This window comes from Pigmentiphaga sp. NML080357, assembly GCF_002188465.1.
Taxonomy (GTDB): domain Bacteria; phylum Pseudomonadota; class Gammaproteobacteria; order Burkholderiales; family Burkholderiaceae_B; genus Pigmentiphaga.
The window spans coordinates 478,943-494,045 of record NZ_NINW01000049.1; the positions used below are offsets into that span (position 1 = coordinate 478,943).

Sequence of the window (15,103 nt, forward strand, 5' to 3'; positions counted from 1 at the left end):
GGATCCGCCTCGCAAGACCGCGCCGGGTCAGGGCAGCACGCGGACCTGGTCGACGATCTCGGTGGTAAATGCCGAGCGGTAATCGACCTTGGGGCTGAGCAGCTTTTCCCGCACCATGAAGTCGTAGGTCTTCTTCCAGCGCGAGTCCGTCATGGTCAGCAGGCCTCGCGTGCGCGCGTCGCCGCCGTCGACCAGCCTGGCGTCGCGCAGGGCCTCGACACCGTAGTTCAGCAGCGCACGGGTCATCTGCGGATTGTCCTTGAGGATGAGCGCGTTGCCTGGCGCGGGATTTTTCAGGTAGCTCTTCCAGCCTTCGGCGCTGGCCTCGACGAAGCGCCGGATGGCGTCTTTCTTTGCGGCCAGTCCGGACTTGGTGGCGACGATGGTCTGCGCGTAGGGCGGATAGCCGTAGGCGCCCAGCAGGAAGACCGTGGGCTTGAAGCCACCCTGGGTCTCGATGGTGTAGGGCTCGGAAGCCAGGTAGCCCTGGACGGCGGAATTCTTGTCCACCAGGAAGGGCTGCACCGAGAAGGTGTAGGGCTTTTTCTGGGCCTCGGTGAAGCCGTACTTGGTCTTGAGCCAGGGCCAGTAGGTGGTTTCGCTGGCCTGGCCGATGTAGAGGGTCTTGCCCTTGAGGTCCGCCAGGGTCTTGGGGCCGGGGTGGGAGACGAGGACGGTGGGGGACTGCTGGAAGGTGGTGGCCACTGTGACGAGCGGCAGGCCCTGTTCGACGCCCTTGTAGGTTTGCAGGTCGTCGCCCATGGCGATGTCGTATTGGCCGGCCAGCAGCAGCTGCAGGACGTTGATCTGGGGGCCGCCCATCTTGATGGTGACGTCCAGTCCGTGCTTCTTGTAGATGCCTTCCGCCACGGCCTGGTAGAAGCCGCCGTGTTCGGCCTGGGCGTACCAGTTGGAGCCGAAGACGAGTTTGGTCGGGGCGCCTGGGGTTTGTGCGTGAGCGTGTCCGGCCAGGCCCAGCGCCAGGGCGGCGCCGGCCAGCAGCGACCGGGTCAGTGAAGGGGCGTTACGCATCGTGCGTGCTCCGGGGAAAGAAACGGCAATGGGTGCCATGGTACCGACGGCGGCGGTATCTCGCCATACGGTGCGCCGTCATGCCACTGCTCGGGCGAGCGGTGGGTCAATTCACCTCGTGCCAGCGGGCAAGTACCAGGCGCGAGAGCAGCGTCATTGCCGCGAATAGGATGACCCCGGCGATGGTGATCAGCAGCAGCGCCGCGAACAGGCGCGGGATGTTGATCTGGTAGCCCGCCTGCAGAATCTGGTAGGCGAGGCCGGTTTGCGAGCCGCCGGTGCCGGCGACGAATTCGGCCACGACGGCGCCGATGAGGGCCAGGCCGCAGGCGATCCGCAGGCCGCCGAAGAAGGCGGGCAGGGCGGAGGGCAGGCGCAGGCGCCAGAGGATCTGCCAGCGGCTGGCGCGCTTGAGGCGGAAGAAGTCCAGCAGGCCCGGGTCGATGCTGCGCAGGCCCAGCACCGTGTTGCTGATGATGGGGAAGATGGCGACGATGGTGGCGCAGAGGGTCAGGGCCGCCAGGGTGTTCTTGACCCAGATGATGATGAGCGGCGCGATGGCGACGATGGGGGTCACCTGCAGCAGCACCGCGTAGGGGAAGAGGCTGGCCTCGATGACGCGGCTCTGCACGAAGAGAAAGGCCAGCAGCACGCCCAGCACGGTGGCCGCGAGCAGGGCCAGGCCGGTGATCTTGAGCGTGATCCACAGCGATCCGGCCAGCAGGTCCCAGTCCTGGACCAGGGTATGGGCCACGTCCAGGGGCGAGGGCACCAGGTAGACAGGGACGTCGAAGGCGCGCACCAATCCGTGCCAGAGCGCGATCACGACGAGCGCGACCAGCACGGGTGCGCCCAGGCGCAGTCCGGCGTTCATGCCCAGCCTCCAGGAGGCGCCAGGAGCGGTGCGGGCCTCATCGCTGGCCCTCCAGCAGCGCGGCCTGCAACCGTGCGGCCTGCATCGCGAACCCGGGCGAGACGCGGAAGGCGGCATCGCGGCTGGGGGCTTCGATCGGGATGTCGGCGACGATGCGGCCGGGCCGGCGGGACATGACGATGACGCGGTCCGATAGATATACCGCCTCGAAGATGCTGTGGGTCACGAAGACCACCGTCAGGTCCTGCGTCGCCGCCAGGCCCAGCAGTTCATCGTCCAGGTGCTGGCGGGTGATGTCGTCGAGCGCGCCGAACGGCTCGTCCATCAGCAGCAGCCTGGGCTCGGTCACCAGCGCCCGCGCGATGGACACGCGCATGCGCATGCCGCCCGAGAGCTCGCGCGGAAGAGCGTGCGCGAAATCGGCCAGGCCCACGCGCTCGAGCGCGCGCCGGACCTTGTCCCGGCGCGCCTCCATGCCTTGCCTGCGATCCCCGCGCTCGAGGTCCAGCGGCAGCCGCACGTTCGTGGCCACGGAGGCCCATGGCATCAGCGTGGCGTCCTGGAACACGTAGGACAGCTCGTCCACGTCCGCATGCCGCCGCAGGGTGCCCGACGTGGGAGCATCCAGCCCGGCGAAGATGCGCAGCAAGGTCGTCTTGCCGCAGCCGGATGGGCCCAGCAGGGTGACGAATTCCCCGGGACGCACGGCGAGGTCGAGCGGCGACAGGGCTTCCACGCCGTTGGGAAAACGGCGGGCGATGCCTTGCGCCTCCAGGACGGGCGGGCCGTTCAACGGCCCGGGCCGGCGCGGAAGAAGCGCACCGTCTGTTCCGAGAGGTCCCCATCCGCGTCGTCGTTGCAGCCGGAGGAAGAAGGCTGCGGATCGACGTGGTCGAACGCGACGTCGCCACCGGGGTCGGGCACGCCCGTGGGCTTGAGGTTCGCGAAATCGAACAGTTCGCGATCGAGCAGGTGCGAGGGCGTGACGCGCGACAGGGCGTTGAAGATGTTCTCGATCCGCCCGGGGAAGGCGCGCTCCCACTCGTCGATCAGGCGGCCGGCTTCCTTGCGCTTGAGGTTTTCCTGCGATCCGCACAGGTTGCACGGGATGATAGGGAAAGCCTTCCACTCGGCATAGGCGACGAGATCGTCTTCCTTGACGTAGGCGAGCGGCCGGATGACGGTATGGCGGCCGTCGTCCGACACCAGCTTGGGCGGCATGCTCTTCAACTGCCCGCCATAGAACATGTTGAGGAAGAAAGTGGCGAGGATGTCGTCCCGATGATGGCCGAGCGCGATCTTGGTGGCCTTCAGCTCGTCGGCGACGCGGTACAGGATGCCGCGCCGCAGCCGCGAGCAGAGCGAGCACATCGTCTTGCCTTCGGGGATGACGCGGGTGACGATGGAATAGGTGTCCTGGGTCTCGATGTGGAATGGCACGCCGAGCTCGCTCAGGTAGCGCGGCAGCACGTCGTCGGGAAAGCCCGGCTGCTTCTGGTCGAGGTTGACGGCGACGATGTCGAAATCGATGGGCGCGCGCTCGCGCAGCTTGAGCAGGATGTCCAGCATCCCGTAGGAGTCCTTGCCGCCCGACAGGCAGACCATCACGCGGTCGCCCGCCTCGATCATGTTGAAATCGGCAATGGCCCGGCCGGCTTCGCGCATCAGGCGCTTTTCCAGCTTGTTGCGCTCGCGCTCGAGCTTGAGCCGCGCCCGCCCCGCGTCGGGGGCGTTGGCGACGGCGGATACGATGGCGTTCATGTCATGCTTCCATCAATGGCCGCGGCTTGCCGTGACCTCGATGCCCACGGCGGCGCAATCGGCGAAGGCCTGCGGCTTGGACACGCGCAGGCGCACGTCGCGGATCTCGGCGAACTGCGCCAGCAGCCGGGCCGCCAGGCGGTCGCACAGGGTTTCGAGCAGGTTGACGTGGGTGCGCGTGCATTCGTCGATGATGCACTCGCGCAGCCGACGGTAGTCGAGCACCTCCTGGATGCCGTCGTGCTGCGGCTTTTCCACGCCCTCGAGGTCGATCTCGGCGTCCACGTGCAGGGGCTGGGTCGCGCCGCGCTCGTGGTCCAGTATGCCTATCTGCGCATCGACGGCCAGGCGGTTGAAGAAAATGCGGCGTGTGCCCATGGTTGTGCTCAAGGATTGCCGGCGGGAGCGGTGTCCGCCGGCGGGTTCATCATGCTGAAATCGCGCGTGAATCCCACCAGGTGCTGGCCGCCGTCCACCAGCACCGTGGTGCCGGTGATCGAGCGGTTCTGCACCGCGAACAGGACCGCGTGCGCAACGTCTTCGGGATGGCTGGCATGGCCCAGCGGCGCCATGGCGTGGGTGCGGGCGAATTGCTGCGGCGTCTGCAGGTGGCTGATCATCGTCAACCCCGGCGCCACGCCCACCACCCGCACGGCCGGCGCCAGCGCCTGCGCCAGCATGGTCGTGGCCGCTTCCAGCGCGGCCTTGCTCAGGGTGTAGGAAAAGAAGTCGGGATTGTAGTTCCAGAGCTTCTGATCCAGCAGGTTGACCACCACCCCGCGCGCCTGCGGATCGCGGGCGGCGACCGCCGTGGCCAGTTCGCGCGCCAGCACCACGGGCGCCACGAGGTTGGGCAGCATGTGGGCCTGCAGCATGCCGGCGTCGAACGTGCGCGCATCGTCGTACTCGAAGGTCGAGGCGTTGTTCACCACGGCGTCGATGCGGCCGAAGCGGGCCGTCACGGCCGGCACCAGGGCCGCCAGCGCGGTCTGGTCGGAGAGGTCGCAGGCGAAGCTTTCGGCCTCGGCGCCCAGCCCGTGCAGCATGGCGCAGGTTTCCTGCGCGGCGTCGCGCGAGGTGGCATAGTGCACCGCCACGTTCCAGCCGGCGCGCGCCAGGGCGAGCGCGATCTCGCGGCCGATGCGCCGGGCGGCGCCGGTGACGAGCGCGACGGGACGGGAGGAGCTGGGGCTCGTTTCGCTCATGGCGGCACGAAATCCGGGTCGAACGGCAAAGACCACAAGTTTAGCAAGGCCCGGCCGCCGCAAGCCCGGACGGCGCCCCGGAACGTGGGAAAATCCGTTTCATGACGAATCTTCCCGAACTGGATCCCGTTTCCGAGGCGCATTCCCGGCGCGTCGCCCGTTACATTGCCGACGAAATCCGCGCGGCGGGCGGCTGGCTGCCGTTCGACCGCTGGATGTCGCTGGCCCTGTATGCCCCCGGCCTGGGCTACTACGCCGCCGGCAGCCAGAAGCTGGCGGCGGGCGGGGCCGCGCCCGCGGGCGATTTCGTCACCGCTCCTGAACTGACCCCCCTTTTCGCGCGCACCCTCGCGCGCCAGGTGGCGCAGGTGCTGGAGGCCTGCGGCGGGACCGAGATCCTGGAGTTCGGCGCCGGCACCGGCGCGCTGGCCGAAGGGCTGCTGGCGGCGCTCGACGAGGCGGGCGTGCGGGCTTCCTATCGCATCGTCGAGGTCTCGGCCGACTTGCGCGAGCGACAGCGCCGCCGTCTGGCCGCCCATGGCGACCGGGTCCGCTGGCTCGATGCGCTGCCCGAGTCGTTCACCGGCTGCGTGGTGGGCAACGAAGTGCTCGACGCGATGCCGGTGCGCCTGTTCCGCTGGGCCGAGACCGGCTTGCAGGAGCGCGGCGTCGCGCTCGCGGGCGAAGGCGGCTTCGCCTGGGAAGACCGGCCCGCCCCGCCGGACCTGGCCGACGCGGTGTCGGCCCGCATGCCGGCGCTGCCGGGTTACGTCTCGGAAATCAACCTGCAGGCCGAGGCCTTCATGCGCGGCATGGGAAGTTGGCTGAAGGCCGGCGCGGCGCTACTGGTGGACTACGGCTTCGTGCGCGGGGAGTACTACCATCCGCAGCGCGTGGAAGGCACGCTGATGTGCCACCTGCGGCACGTCGCCCACGCCGATCCGCTGATTGCCGTGGGTGTGCAGGACATCACCGCGCACGTGGACTTCACCGCGATGGCGGAGGCCGCGGTCGATGGCGGGCTGGACGTGCTCGGCTACACCTCCCAGGCCGGATTCCTGATGAACGCCGGCCTGATGGACCTGCTGGCCGGGTTCGACCCCGCCGATGCGCCGGCCTACGCGCGCGCGGTGGCGCCGGTACAGAAACTGCTGTCGCCGGCCGAGATGGGCGAGCTGTTCAAGGTGCTGGCCGTCGGCCGCGGCATCGCGCAGCCGCTGACCGGATTCAGCCGCGGGGACCGGAGCCACTCGCTGTAGGGTCATCATCGTCGGCCAGGCCCAGGCGGCGGGCCGTCTCCATGACGGCGCCGGCGCGGCGGATGAAGGGCGCGTCCACCATGCGGTCGTCCACGGTGAAGGCGCCCCGGCCGGCTCGTGCTGCTTCCCGTTCCGCCTGCAGCACCCGTGCCGCGTGCCGGATCTCGTCGTCGGTGGGGCGAAACGTGTCGTTGGCCGCGGCCACCTGGCTGGGATGGATGCAGCTCTTGCCCACGTAGCCGAGCCGCCTGGCCATTCGCGCTTCGGCCAGGAAACCCTCGCGATCCGCGAGGTCGGCATAGGCGCCGTCGCACGCCCACACGCCCGCGCGGCCGGCGGCCAGCCGTATGGACAGGAGGACGTGGTGGACGGCGGCGGCATCGCGGCGGTCCACGCCCAGGTCCTCGAAAAGATCGCCCAGCCCGACCTGAAGGCCGGCCACGCGCGGATGGGCGCCGGCCAGTTCCGCGGCGCACGCCAGCGCCTCGGGCGTTTCGATATTGACCAGAATGCCTATCGGCCGGACGATGCCCCGCTCCCGCTCGAGTCTATCCAACTGCCGGGCGGCGGCCTGAATGGCGCGGGGCGATTCGGCCTTGGGCAGGTTGAGCAGATCCAGGGCGGGCTGCGCCACCGCATCCAGGTCGGCGCCGAAATGCGGCGTCTCCCAGGCGTTGACGCGCACGACCATGAGCTTGCCGTCGCCGCCTGCCCGCGATGCGAGGAATCCGGCGACGGCGTCGCGCGCTTCGTGCTTGCGCGCCTGCGGCACGGCGTCTTCCAGGTCGAACGAGAGCGCGTCGGCGTCGCTGGCCAGCGCCTTGGCGAATAGCTCGGGCCGGGAGCCCGGTACGAAAAGCTTGCTGCGCATGCGTCATTCCTTGGCGGATGGGCCGGGCCGGGGGCCTGCCCCTGCCTGGTGCACGGCGCCTTCCTGCAGCAGCGCACGATAGCGCTGGTCGTCCACGCCCAGCGCGGCGAGCACTTCGCGGTTGTGCTGGCCGATGGCCGGCGCGGGAGCGCGGATCGCGCCGGGCGTGCCGCTCATGCGCGGCACCACGTGATGCATGGGAAACGACCCCATGTCCGGGTCGGGGTAGTCGGCGAGGATCTCGCGGTCGATGAAGTGTGGATCGTCCACGATCTGCGAGATGTCGTAGATGGGGCCGATGGTGACCTGCGCTTCTTCGAAGAAGCGGACGTTCTCGGCCTGCGTGCGCTGCGCGATGAAGGCGCCGATGATGGCGTCGAGCTCTTCGGCGTGGCGCACGCGGCCGGCATTGGTGCGGTAGCGGGGATCTTCGACGAGGTCGGGCCGGCCGATGGACACGAACAGGCGCTCTGCCATCTTCTGCGTGGAGGCCGACAGGCCCACATAGAGACCGTCCTTGCAGCGATACGCGTTGCGCGGCCCCGAGTTGGTGGAGCGGCTGCCGGTACGCGGCTTGACGCGTCCCGTCAGGCGGTAATTGGCCGCCTGCGGACCCAGGACCGCGAACAGGGGATCGAGCAGGGGCAGGTCGATCACTTGTCCGCGCCCGCCGTTGACCTCGACCTCGCGCAACGCGATCAGCAGTCCCGCCGCGCCGTACAGCCCGGCCACCGTGTCGGCCAGGTACATGGGCGGCAGCACCGGTTCGCGGTCGGCGAAGCCGTTCATCGCCGCGAACCCCGAGATGCCTTCGACCAGCGTGCCGAAGCCGGGCCGGCCGCGATACGGCCCGGTCTGGCCCCAGCCCGAGATGCGCACCACGACCAGGCGCGGATTGCGTGCCAGCAGCACGTCGGGCGCGAGCCCCATGGCCTCCAGTACGCCCGGCTTGAAGCTCTCGACCAGCACCGCGGCCGACGCCGCCAGCTCCAGCAGCAGCTCGCGCGCCGCCGGCTGGCGCAGGTCCAGGCCCAGGCTTTTCTTGTTGCGCGCGTACAGCTTCCAGTTGGTGTCCACGTCCTGGGTGCGCCAGGCGCGCAGCGTGTCGCCGTCCGGGCTTTCCACCTTGACCACGTCGGCGCCGAAGTCCGCCAGCACCTGGGTGAGCGTATTGCCCGCCACCAGCCGCGACAGGTCCAGGATGCGGACGCCCGCCAGCGGGCCGCCCGCGCCCGATTCGTAACCGCGTTGCTTCAACGATGCCATCAGTCCGCCTTGATGTTCGCCTGCCGGGCGATGCGCCGCCATTGCTCGATGTCGCCCCGCAACTGGGCGCCGAATGCGTCCGGGGTCTTGGGGTCGGGTTCCGCGCCTTCGCGCAGCAGCAGGTCCTTGATCTCGTCCTGTCCCAGGATACGGTTGATCTCGGTGTTCAGGCGAGCCACGACGGGCGCGGGCGTGCCGGCGGGCGCCAGGATGCCCCACCACAGGCCCGACTCGTAGCCGGGCGCGCCGTTGGCCGCCAGCGGCGCCAGCCCCGGCGCGACAGCGGAGGGCGTGGCGCTGGTCACGCCCAGCGCGCGCACTTTGCCTGCCTTGACGGTGGGCAGGATGGACGGGCCGCTGGCGATCAGCACCTGGATGTGTCCGCCGATCAAGTCGTTGATGGCCGGCGCCATGCCCTTGTACGGTACATGCGCCATCTGTACGCCCGCGACCTGCGCGTACTGGTGAGTGGCGAAGTGATTGATGCTGCCCACGCCCGAACTGGCGTAGTTCAGCTTGTCCGGCTGGCTTTTCGCCAGCGCGAGCAGATCCTGAGGCGTCTTGACGGGCAGGTCGTTGTTCACCGTCAGGATCATCGGACCCTTGGCGACCATGGCGACCGGTGCGAACGCATGCACCGAATCGAACGGCAGGTTGGTGTGGATGGCCGCGTTGGTGGTGTAGGTGGACGACACGAACAGCAGCGTGTAGCCGTCCGGCTGGGCGCGCGCCGCCAGCCCCGCGCCCACGCTGCCGCCCGCGCCGGCCTTGTTGTCCACCACCACGGGCTGGCCCAGCGCGTCGCCCAGGCGCTTGCCGATCGCTCGGGCGAACACGTCGTTGGAGCCGCCGGGCGGGTTGGGCACGATCAGCGTGACCGGGCGGGAGGGAAAGGCTTCCAGGGCCAGGACTTGCGCCGGTCCGGCGCAGGCCAGTATCGCGGCCACGCAGACGGCGCGGCGGCCGGGACGGAAGAGCGGCAAGGCAGGGGCGGGCGGCAAGGTATTCACGAATGTCTCCTGTCATGGTTATCCGACGGATTCTAGACACTCGATAAACTACGAAAAGCGATTTTTCGTGATACGAGAGTTTAGGAAATCTAATGAAACTGGAATTCCTGCAAACCCTTTGCGCCGTCCTGCGGCGGGGCACTTTCGCGGCCGCGGCCGAGGAGGTGAGCCTGACCCCGGGCGCGGTCAGCCAGCACATCAAGTACCTTGAGCAGCATTTCGGCCAGCCCCTGTTCGACAGGGCGGCGCGCCAGGCCCGGCCCACGCCGTTCGCCCACGAGCTGGCGGCGCTGGTCCAGGGGACGCTCGAATCGCTCGAAGCGCTGCGCGCGCGGCGCCAGACCCGCGTGTCGGGCAAGGTGACGCTGGGCACCATCGACTCGATCCAGGCCACGCTGCTGCCCATGGCGATGAAGGCGCTGCAATCGGACTATCCCGAACTGGACGTGCACCTGGCCCGGGGCCGGTCCGAGCGCCTGCTGGGCGAATTGCGGGATGGCGCGATCGACGCCGCGGTGCTGGTCAAGCCGCAGTCGGGCGGATCGAGCCGGCTCTACTGGCAGACGCTGATGCACGAGACCATGGTGCTGGTAGCGCCGCCGGACGCGCGGGGCGACACGGTCGAGCAGTTGCTGCGCGGCCACGACTGGATACGCTTCGACAAGACCTCCACCGGCGGCCGTATAGCCGCGCAATACGTGCGCCGCCTGCATCCGCGCATGAAAAGCCGCATCGATCTGCTGTCCAGCCACGCCATCATCGCGATGGTCTCGGCGGGGCTGGGGGTCTCCATCATTCCGCAGCCCTACGATCCGTTGCGCAAGGCCTATCGCTTCCGCGAACTGCCATTGGGGCGGAACGGGCCGCGGCGCCAGATCGCCTTCGTCTGCCGCCGCGCGGACGTCGACAAGCCGGCGCTGGGCGTGTTGAGGGCGGTGTTCGAGCAGGTGGCGGCCAGGGCCAAGGACGGCGGCGCCTAGGCCGGGCGTCAGGCCCCGTCCGTCTTTACCGCCGGCGCCAGGGCGGCCAGCCGGGCCGCCCGAACCGCTTCGCGTATGCCCGAAGGCTGGCCGGCGTACCGGGCGGCGACGGCGCCGGCGTCCACCGCCTTGACCGTGTCGCGCCATGCCGCCCACCGCGCCGCATCCACCGGCATCCGCTGCCGCGCGGCTTCCAGCAGCTGGTCGAAGCGCTCCGGCTTGCGCAGGGCATCCGTATGTTCCAGCAGGGCCAGCACGCGCACAGGATCCCGGCCAACGCCCGGCAGGTCGGCCAGGACCCGCTGCAGCAGGCGCGCCATGTCGTTGCAGTCGTTCGAGGCCCGCAGGCGCTTGCCCAGCGCCGCCGGGTCGGCGCTGTCCGAGCACAGCAGCGCGTAGCGCGAGGCCAGCGGCAGGCCTGCGTCCGCAGCCTGGTCCAGCACGGCAAGCAGGCCGTCGTCCATCGCCAGTCCCGGCGCGACGCGCGGCAGCGCCTCGGTATCGGCCAGGACCCGCAGCATGCGGGAAGGCCGCTCCTGCATCAATCCCCGCGACAGCTCGCGCCAGACGCGTTCGGGCACCAGGGCGTCGACCTCGCCTTCCGCGACCATGCGGCGGCACAGTTCCAGGGTCTCCGGCGCCACCTCGAAGTCATGGAAACGCGCCGCGAAGCGCGCCAGCCGCAGGATGCGGACGGGATCCTCGGCAAAGGCCGGCCCGACGTGCCGGAAGCGCCGGGCGCGCAGATCGGCCTCGCCTCCGTAGGGATCGATCAGGCGACCGTCGGGCGCCTGGGCGATGGCGTTGATGGTGAGGTCGCGCCGACCGAGGTCGTCCTCGAGCGTCACGTCGGGGCCGGTATGGAAGGTAAACCCTTTGTAGCCGCGGCCCGACTTGCGCTCGGTGCGGGCGAGCGCGTATTCCTCGCGGGTGACGGGATGCAGGAATACGGGGAAGTCGCCGCCGACGGGCACGAAACCACGTTCCGACATCTGTTCAGGCGTGGCGCCGACCACCACCCAGTCGCGATCGCCCGCTGGCAGTCCGAGCAGCGCATCGCGCACGGCGCCGCCCACGACGAAGACCGCGAGGCCCTCGGTGGCGGGGTCCGCCTCGCCCGCGGGCCGCGGCCCGCCGGGAAGCGCAGGCGCGCGGTCAGCGCCGGCCATGGCGCATGCGGAAGAGGTCGAAGCGGGTGTGTTCTTTCCGCCCCAGGTAGTCGGGCGCAAGCGCTTCCAGCGACGCGGGATGGACGCCCAGCTCGGGCGCCAGCGGCGTCTCGAGCACGTTGTCCCGCTGCAGCGAGTCGAGGTTGTCGCGCGAGATCAACGGTTCGCCCGGCAGCATTTCCATGCCGGCCGCCTGCAGCTTGCCCAGCCCCATGGGGAGCGGCAGCACGCGGCGGGGATGGCCGCTCCAGGCGGCGGCTTTTTCGATCAGCTCGCGCAGCGTATAGGCCTGCGGACCGGCTATGGGATAGGTCTTGCCGTAGGTCCGGTGGTCGTCGAGCGCGTTGGCCATGGCCTCCGTGACGTCACCGACGTAGATGGGTTGCAGGCGCGAGGAGCTGCCCGCCACCGGCAGCACCGGGAAGCAGCGGGCCAGCGACGCGAAGGTATTGAGGAAGCGATCGTCCGGACCGAACACCACCGATGGCCGGAAAACCGTCAGCGCACCGTCGGGCCAGGCATCGAATACACGCCGGACGGCGGCTTCGCCGTCGCCCTTGGAGCGCTGGTACATGCTGGCGCCGTGCGAGTCGGCGCCCAGCGCGCTCATGTGGATGAGCCGCGTGACGCCCTGGGCCACGCAGGCGCGCGCGATGCGCTCGGGGAGATCGACGTGCAGCTTGCGGAAAGTCTTTCCATACGGGGTGCCCCGGTCCCCGTGCAGCACGCCGATAAGGTTGATGACCGCATCCTGTCCCCTTACCAGGCGCGCGAGCGCGGCATCGTCGAACAGGTCGGCCAGGACGATGTCCACCGTGGGCAGCGGCAGCAGGTGGCGGGCGTTCATGTAGCGGCGGGTGGGAACCAGCAGCTTGCGGCCCTGGGCTGCAAGACGCGCCACCAGGTGGCTGCCTATGAAGCCCGAACCGCCTAGCACGAGTATGCGCGGGTAGATCATGGTCATGGCGTTGTACTTCCTCAGGGAATGGCGGTGGTCTCCACCGCCTGCGGTACGACCGTTCCCAGCCTGGCCTTGAGCGATTGCGGCTGGCCCGTGAACAAGGCCGCGTAGTACGTGGCATTGGACAGGACCTTCTTGACGTAGTCGCGGGTCTCGGTGAAGGGAATGGTCTCGGCGAAGATCGCGCCTTCCACCGGGCCTGGCAGCGTCGAGCGCCAGGCGTGCGGCCGGCGCGGGCCGGCATTGTAGCCGGCCGAAGCCAGCAGCGGCGAACCGCCCAGGTCGTCCAGGACGATGCGCAGATAGCTCGTACCGAGCGTGAGGTTGGTGTCCATGTCGTTGACGCGGTGCTGCGCGTAGTCGGACATGCCTATGCGGCGCGCCACCCATTTGGCGGTTGCCGGCATCAGCTGCATCAGCCCCGACGCGCCGACGCTGGAACGGGCATCCATGACGAACCGGGACTCCTGGCGGATGAGGCCGTAGACCCAGGTCGCGTCCACGCCGATCTCGCGCGCCTTGTCCACCAGCTGGTCGCGGAAAGGGGTGAGGAACCGCAGGTTGAAGTCGTGCTGGTCGCGCGTGCGCTCGGCCGTGTTGACCGCGCGATCGTAGAGGTTCTCGCGGTGCGCGAGCTGGGCGGCCGCCAGCAACTGCCTGTCGTCCATGCCTCGCAGCGCATAGTTCCACTCGCGGACCGCCTCGGTGCGCCAGCCCAGTCGGAACAGCGCGATGGCGCGCTGCAGGCCCGGGTTGTACTGCGCCCTGGCCAGTTCGTCGGGCGTGATGGGCGCGCCCGACGTGGGAATGGTCGTGGCGATGCCGAGCTCTTCGGCGGCCAGCTGGCCATAGAAATTGAACTGGCCGGCGATGCTGCGGAATCCCGCCTGCCCTTCCTGTATCGCGCCGAGCGCGACCAGTCCGCGCGAGTGCCAATAGATCCAGGTGGGGTCCTCGCGCATGGAGGACGGCATTTGTTCGATATAGCGGTTCAGCGTCCGCCAGTCGACCGGCTGCTGGCGCAGCACCATGCGCGCGCGCCAGGCCTGGTTGTATTCCGTGAGCTTGCCGCCTTCGCCCGCGCGATACCAGGCCACCGCGATCGGGTCGAGCTTGAACGAGGCCTGCAGGGCGAGCTGGTTGCGCACCCAGTTGGCGTCGTCGGCCGGCAACTGCCGCGCCCAGCTGCGCTCGAAATAGTCGTAGCCCACCTGCATGTCGTTGCGCGCGAGGCGGCTGAGGGCCACCACCACGAGCTCGCGGCTGGCGCGGTCGCGCGGGAGCGCGTTCTGCCGCACGAGCCACGCCATGGGCTGGTCCATCACGGCGTTGAGCGTCTTCAATTGCCCGGCTTCGAACACATAGCGGGCCATGCGCCTGGCGTTGGCCAGCGAATTGGTTTCCAGCAGGTTGCGCATCTGCGCGGAGAAATCTTCCCACTGCATGACGCCGTCGGCCTGCAGCCGGTCGTACAGCGTCCAGCAGCTGTCGCCCGGTTCGAACTTGCCCATGGCCTGCAGGGCCGTCACCCGTTCGCCGCGGGCATGCATGGCCAGCAGCACCGCACAGTCGATTTGCGGGGTATTGACCGACGTGTCGGCCAGCGACCGCACGGTGGCGTAGTCGGCCTGCTTGGCCGCAGCCAGCAGCCATTCGCCGCGCAGCCGCTCGGCAAGATAAGTGCCGCGGTGCGTGCTGACGAACTCGTTGAGCTCGGTTTCCGGCAGCGGCTTGCGCGGATCGTTCAATTGCTGGCGCAGCCACCAGTACTGCGGATAGGCCGCCAGCACATGGCCTTGGACGCGCGGAACCAGCGAACGGAGGATGTCCCAGTTACCGGTCTGCACCGCCGTGCGTGCCGCCAGCAGCGCGTCGTCCGACGAGGATGCGGAGACCTGCGCGCAGGCGCTGCCCATGGCGGCGCTTGCCAGGACGGCGGCAAGTGCTGTAATGCGGATTCTGTTCAGGAAAGCGGTATAGGCCATGGCAGCAAGAATAGCATCGGGAAAACCCAGGGAAGACCGCGCGTCCGGCCGAGCCGGCGCTACGCCGCGAAAAGAGGCGGATCCGGCCGGCGCACCCACCGCGGCCGCCCTGCGCCCGCGCCTGCGCGCCTTGCGCGCGGCCATGCCGGCCGCCGAGCGCGCCGAGGCCGACGCCCGCATCGCCGGTTTCCTGCAGGGCAGGATACACGACTACCTCGCCAGCGGCCGCTGGGGCGGCAGGCGCGTCGTGCTGTCCGCCTTCTGGCCCATCGGCGACGAGCCGGACCTGCGTCCGGCGCTCCATGCCTGGGCGCAGGACGACCGGCTCGAATTGGCCCTGCCCGTCGTCCTGACCCCCGCGGCGCCCCTCGAGTTCCGTGCCTGGACCCCCGGCACCGCCATGGCCCCGGGCGCCTACCGGATTCCCGAACCCCAAGGCACGCCCGCGCGCGTGCCGGACATCGTCCTGGTCCCCACGCTCGGATACACCGTCGACGGCGATCGCATCGGCTATGGAGGCGGCTATTACGACCGCACCCTGGCCGCCCTGCGCCAAGGCGGCCGCGAGACCCTGGCCCTGGGCATCGCCTATGCCTGCGGCCGCCTGGCCCCGGACGTGCACGTGCCCGAACCGCACGACATGCGGCTGGACGAGATCATCAGTGAGGAAGGATGGATGGCCGGCCCCCACGCTGCGCGATAAGGGGCCGCACGAACCGCCTGAAGAACG

Annotated in this window: 15 protein-coding genes; 3 read left to right on the plus strand and 12 right to left on the minus strand. The window is 69.4% G+C overall.

The features are described from left to right. Positions 1-27: 27 nt before the first annotated feature. From CDO44_RS24775 to CDO44_RS24800, 6 genes are all read right to left on the minus strand, one after another. The gene (locus CDO44_RS24775) at positions 28-1,032 is read right to left on the minus strand and encodes an ABC transporter substrate-binding protein (RefSeq protein WP_087782896.1); all 1,005 of its coding nucleotides are present in this window, start codon (positions 1,030-1,032) and stop codon (positions 28-30) included. A 106-nt stretch (positions 1,033-1,138) separates the two neighbouring features. Further along, complete coding sequence (locus CDO44_RS24780) at positions 1,139-1,906, minus strand: ABC transporter permease (protein WP_233146336.1); 768 nt, start codon at positions 1,904-1,906, stop codon at positions 1,139-1,141. Between the two features lie 37 nt (positions 1,907-1,943). Next, positions 1,944-2,699 carry an ABC transporter ATP-binding protein gene (locus CDO44_RS24785; RefSeq protein WP_087782898.1) on the minus strand — a complete coding sequence of 252 codons (756 nt, stop codon included), beginning with the start codon at positions 2,697-2,699 and terminating at the stop codon, positions 1,944-1,946. Continuing rightward, positions 2,696-3,667 (minus strand): tRNA 2-thiocytidine(32) synthetase TtcA, encoded by a 972-nt coding sequence (ttcA, locus tag CDO44_RS24790; protein WP_087782899.1) that lies wholly within the window; start codon positions 3,665-3,667, stop codon positions 2,696-2,698. Before ttcA ends, CDO44_RS24785 begins: the two co-directional genes overlap by 4 nt. A gap of 12 nt (positions 3,668-3,679) precedes the next feature. Next, on the minus strand, positions 3,680-4,045 hold the full coding sequence (gene folB, locus CDO44_RS24795) for a dihydroneopterin aldolase (RefSeq protein ID WP_087782900.1): 366 nt from the start codon (positions 4,043-4,045) through the stop codon (positions 3,680-3,682). 8 nt (positions 4,046-4,053) lie between these two features. Continuing rightward, on the minus strand, positions 4,054-4,872 hold the full coding sequence (locus CDO44_RS24800; protein WP_087782901.1) for an SDR family oxidoreductase: 819 nt from the start codon (positions 4,870-4,872) through the stop codon (positions 4,054-4,056). Between the two features lie 101 nt (positions 4,873-4,973). Here CDO44_RS24800 and CDO44_RS24805 point away from each other — a divergent pair, with 101 nt between their 5' ends. Beyond that, a complete protein-coding gene (locus CDO44_RS24805) occupies positions 4,974-6,131 on the plus strand; it encodes a class I SAM-dependent methyltransferase (RefSeq protein WP_087782902.1) in 1,158 nt (385 codons plus the stop codon). Here CDO44_RS24805 and CDO44_RS24810 read toward each other — a convergent pair. From CDO44_RS24810 to CDO44_RS24820, 3 genes are read right to left on the minus strand one after another with little or no spacing between them, the layout of a single operon-like run. Continuing rightward, positions 6,100-7,002, minus strand: a complete 903-nt coding sequence (locus CDO44_RS24810) for a CoA ester lyase (RefSeq protein ID WP_087782903.1) — start codon at positions 7,000-7,002, stop codon at positions 6,100-6,102. The two genes, CDO44_RS24805 and CDO44_RS24810, sit on opposite strands and share 32 nt — an antisense overlap. 3 nt (positions 7,003-7,005) lie before the next feature. Next, positions 7,006-8,268 (minus strand): CaiB/BaiF CoA-transferase family protein, encoded by a 1,263-nt coding sequence (locus tag CDO44_RS24815; RefSeq protein ID WP_233146337.1) that lies wholly within the window; start codon positions 8,266-8,268, stop codon positions 7,006-7,008. After that, positions 8,268-9,269, minus strand: a complete 1,002-nt coding sequence (locus tag CDO44_RS24820) for a Bug family tripartite tricarboxylate transporter substrate binding protein (RefSeq protein WP_369824714.1) — start codon at positions 9,267-9,269, stop codon at positions 8,268-8,270. The genes CDO44_RS24815 and CDO44_RS24820 overlap by 1 nt, the downstream gene beginning before the upstream one ends. Positions 9,270-9,370: 101 nt before the next feature. Here CDO44_RS24820 and CDO44_RS24825 point away from each other — a divergent pair, with 101 nt between their 5' ends. Continuing rightward, positions 9,371-10,258 (plus strand): LysR family transcriptional regulator, encoded by an 888-nt coding sequence (locus CDO44_RS24825; RefSeq protein ID WP_087782905.1) that lies wholly within the window; start codon positions 9,371-9,373, stop codon positions 10,256-10,258. Positions 10,259-10,266: 8 nt separating this feature from the next. Here the strand turns inward: CDO44_RS24825 and CDO44_RS24830 are convergent, their stop codons facing one another. The 3 genes from CDO44_RS24830 to CDO44_RS24840 are packed head-to-tail and all read right to left on the minus strand — an operon-like array spanning position 10,267 to position 14,373. Beyond that, positions 10,267-11,427, minus strand: coding sequence for a CCA tRNA nucleotidyltransferase (locus CDO44_RS24830; RefSeq protein WP_087782906.1), 1,161 nt, complete (start codon positions 11,425-11,427; stop codon positions 10,267-10,269). After that, positions 11,414-12,391, minus strand: a complete 978-nt coding sequence (locus CDO44_RS24835) for a complex I NDUFA9 subunit family protein (RefSeq protein ID WP_198951439.1) — start codon at positions 12,389-12,391, stop codon at positions 11,414-11,416. The genes CDO44_RS24830 and CDO44_RS24835 overlap by 14 nt, the downstream gene beginning before the upstream one ends. A gap of 14 nt (positions 12,392-12,405) precedes the next feature. Beyond that, a complete protein-coding gene (locus tag CDO44_RS24840; RefSeq protein WP_233146339.1) occupies positions 12,406-14,373 on the minus strand; it encodes a lytic transglycosylase domain-containing protein in 1,968 nt (655 codons plus the stop codon). Between CDO44_RS24840 and CDO44_RS24845 the strand changes: the two genes are divergently transcribed. Then, positions 14,372-15,076 (plus strand): 5-formyltetrahydrofolate cyclo-ligase, encoded by a 705-nt coding sequence (locus CDO44_RS24845; RefSeq protein WP_087782907.1) that lies wholly within the window; start codon positions 14,372-14,374, stop codon positions 15,074-15,076. The two genes, CDO44_RS24840 and CDO44_RS24845, sit on opposite strands and share 2 nt — an antisense overlap. The last annotated feature ends 27 nt before the right edge of the window (positions 15,077-15,103 follow it).

Excerpts from the sequence above, each read along its gene's own strand:
- CDO44_RS24805 (WP_087782902.1), top strand. The coding sequence starts at position 4,974 with ATGACGAATCTTCCCGAACTGGATCCCGTTTCCGAGGCGCATTCCCGG.
- ttcA (WP_087782899.1), bottom strand. The coding sequence starts at position 3,667 with ATGAACGCCATCGTATCCGCCGTCGCCAACGCCCCCGACGCGGGGCGG.
- CDO44_RS24775 (WP_087782896.1), bottom strand. The coding sequence starts at position 1,032 with ATGCGTAACGCCCCTTCACTGACCCGGTCGCTGCTGGCCGGCGCCGCC.
- CDO44_RS24825 (WP_087782905.1), top strand. The coding sequence starts at position 9,371 with ATGAAACTGGAATTCCTGCAAACCCTTTGCGCCGTCCTGCGGCGGGGC.
- CDO44_RS24800 (WP_087782901.1), bottom strand. The coding sequence starts at position 4,872 with ATGAGCGAAACGAGCCCCAGCTCCTCCCGTCCCGTCGCGCTCGTCACC.
- CDO44_RS24780 (WP_233146336.1), bottom strand. The coding sequence starts at position 1,906 with ATGAACGCCGGACTGCGCCTGGGCGCACCCGTGCTGGTCGCGCTCGTC.
- CDO44_RS24845 (WP_087782907.1), top strand. The coding sequence starts at position 14,372 with ATGGCAGCAAGAATAGCATCGGGAAAACCCAGGGAAGACCGCGCGTCC.
- CDO44_RS24840 (WP_233146339.1), bottom strand. The coding sequence starts at position 14,373 with ATGGCCTATACCGCTTTCCTGAACAGAATCCGCATTACAGCACTTGCC.
- CDO44_RS24835 (WP_198951439.1), bottom strand. The coding sequence starts at position 12,391 with ATGACCATGATCTACCCGCGCATACTCGTGCTAGGCGGTTCGGGCTTC.
- CDO44_RS24830 (WP_087782906.1), bottom strand. The coding sequence starts at position 11,427 with ATGGCCGGCGCTGACCGCGCGCCTGCGCTTCCCGGCGGGCCGCGGCCC.
- folB (WP_087782900.1), bottom strand. The coding sequence starts at position 4,045 with ATGGGCACACGCCGCATTTTCTTCAACCGCCTGGCCGTCGATGCGCAG.
- CDO44_RS24815 (WP_233146337.1), bottom strand. The coding sequence starts at position 8,268 with ATGGCATCGTTGAAGCAACGCGGTTACGAATCGGGCGCGGGCGGCCCG.
- CDO44_RS24810 (WP_087782903.1), bottom strand. The coding sequence starts at position 7,002 with ATGCGCAGCAAGCTTTTCGTACCGGGCTCCCGGCCCGAGCTATTCGCC.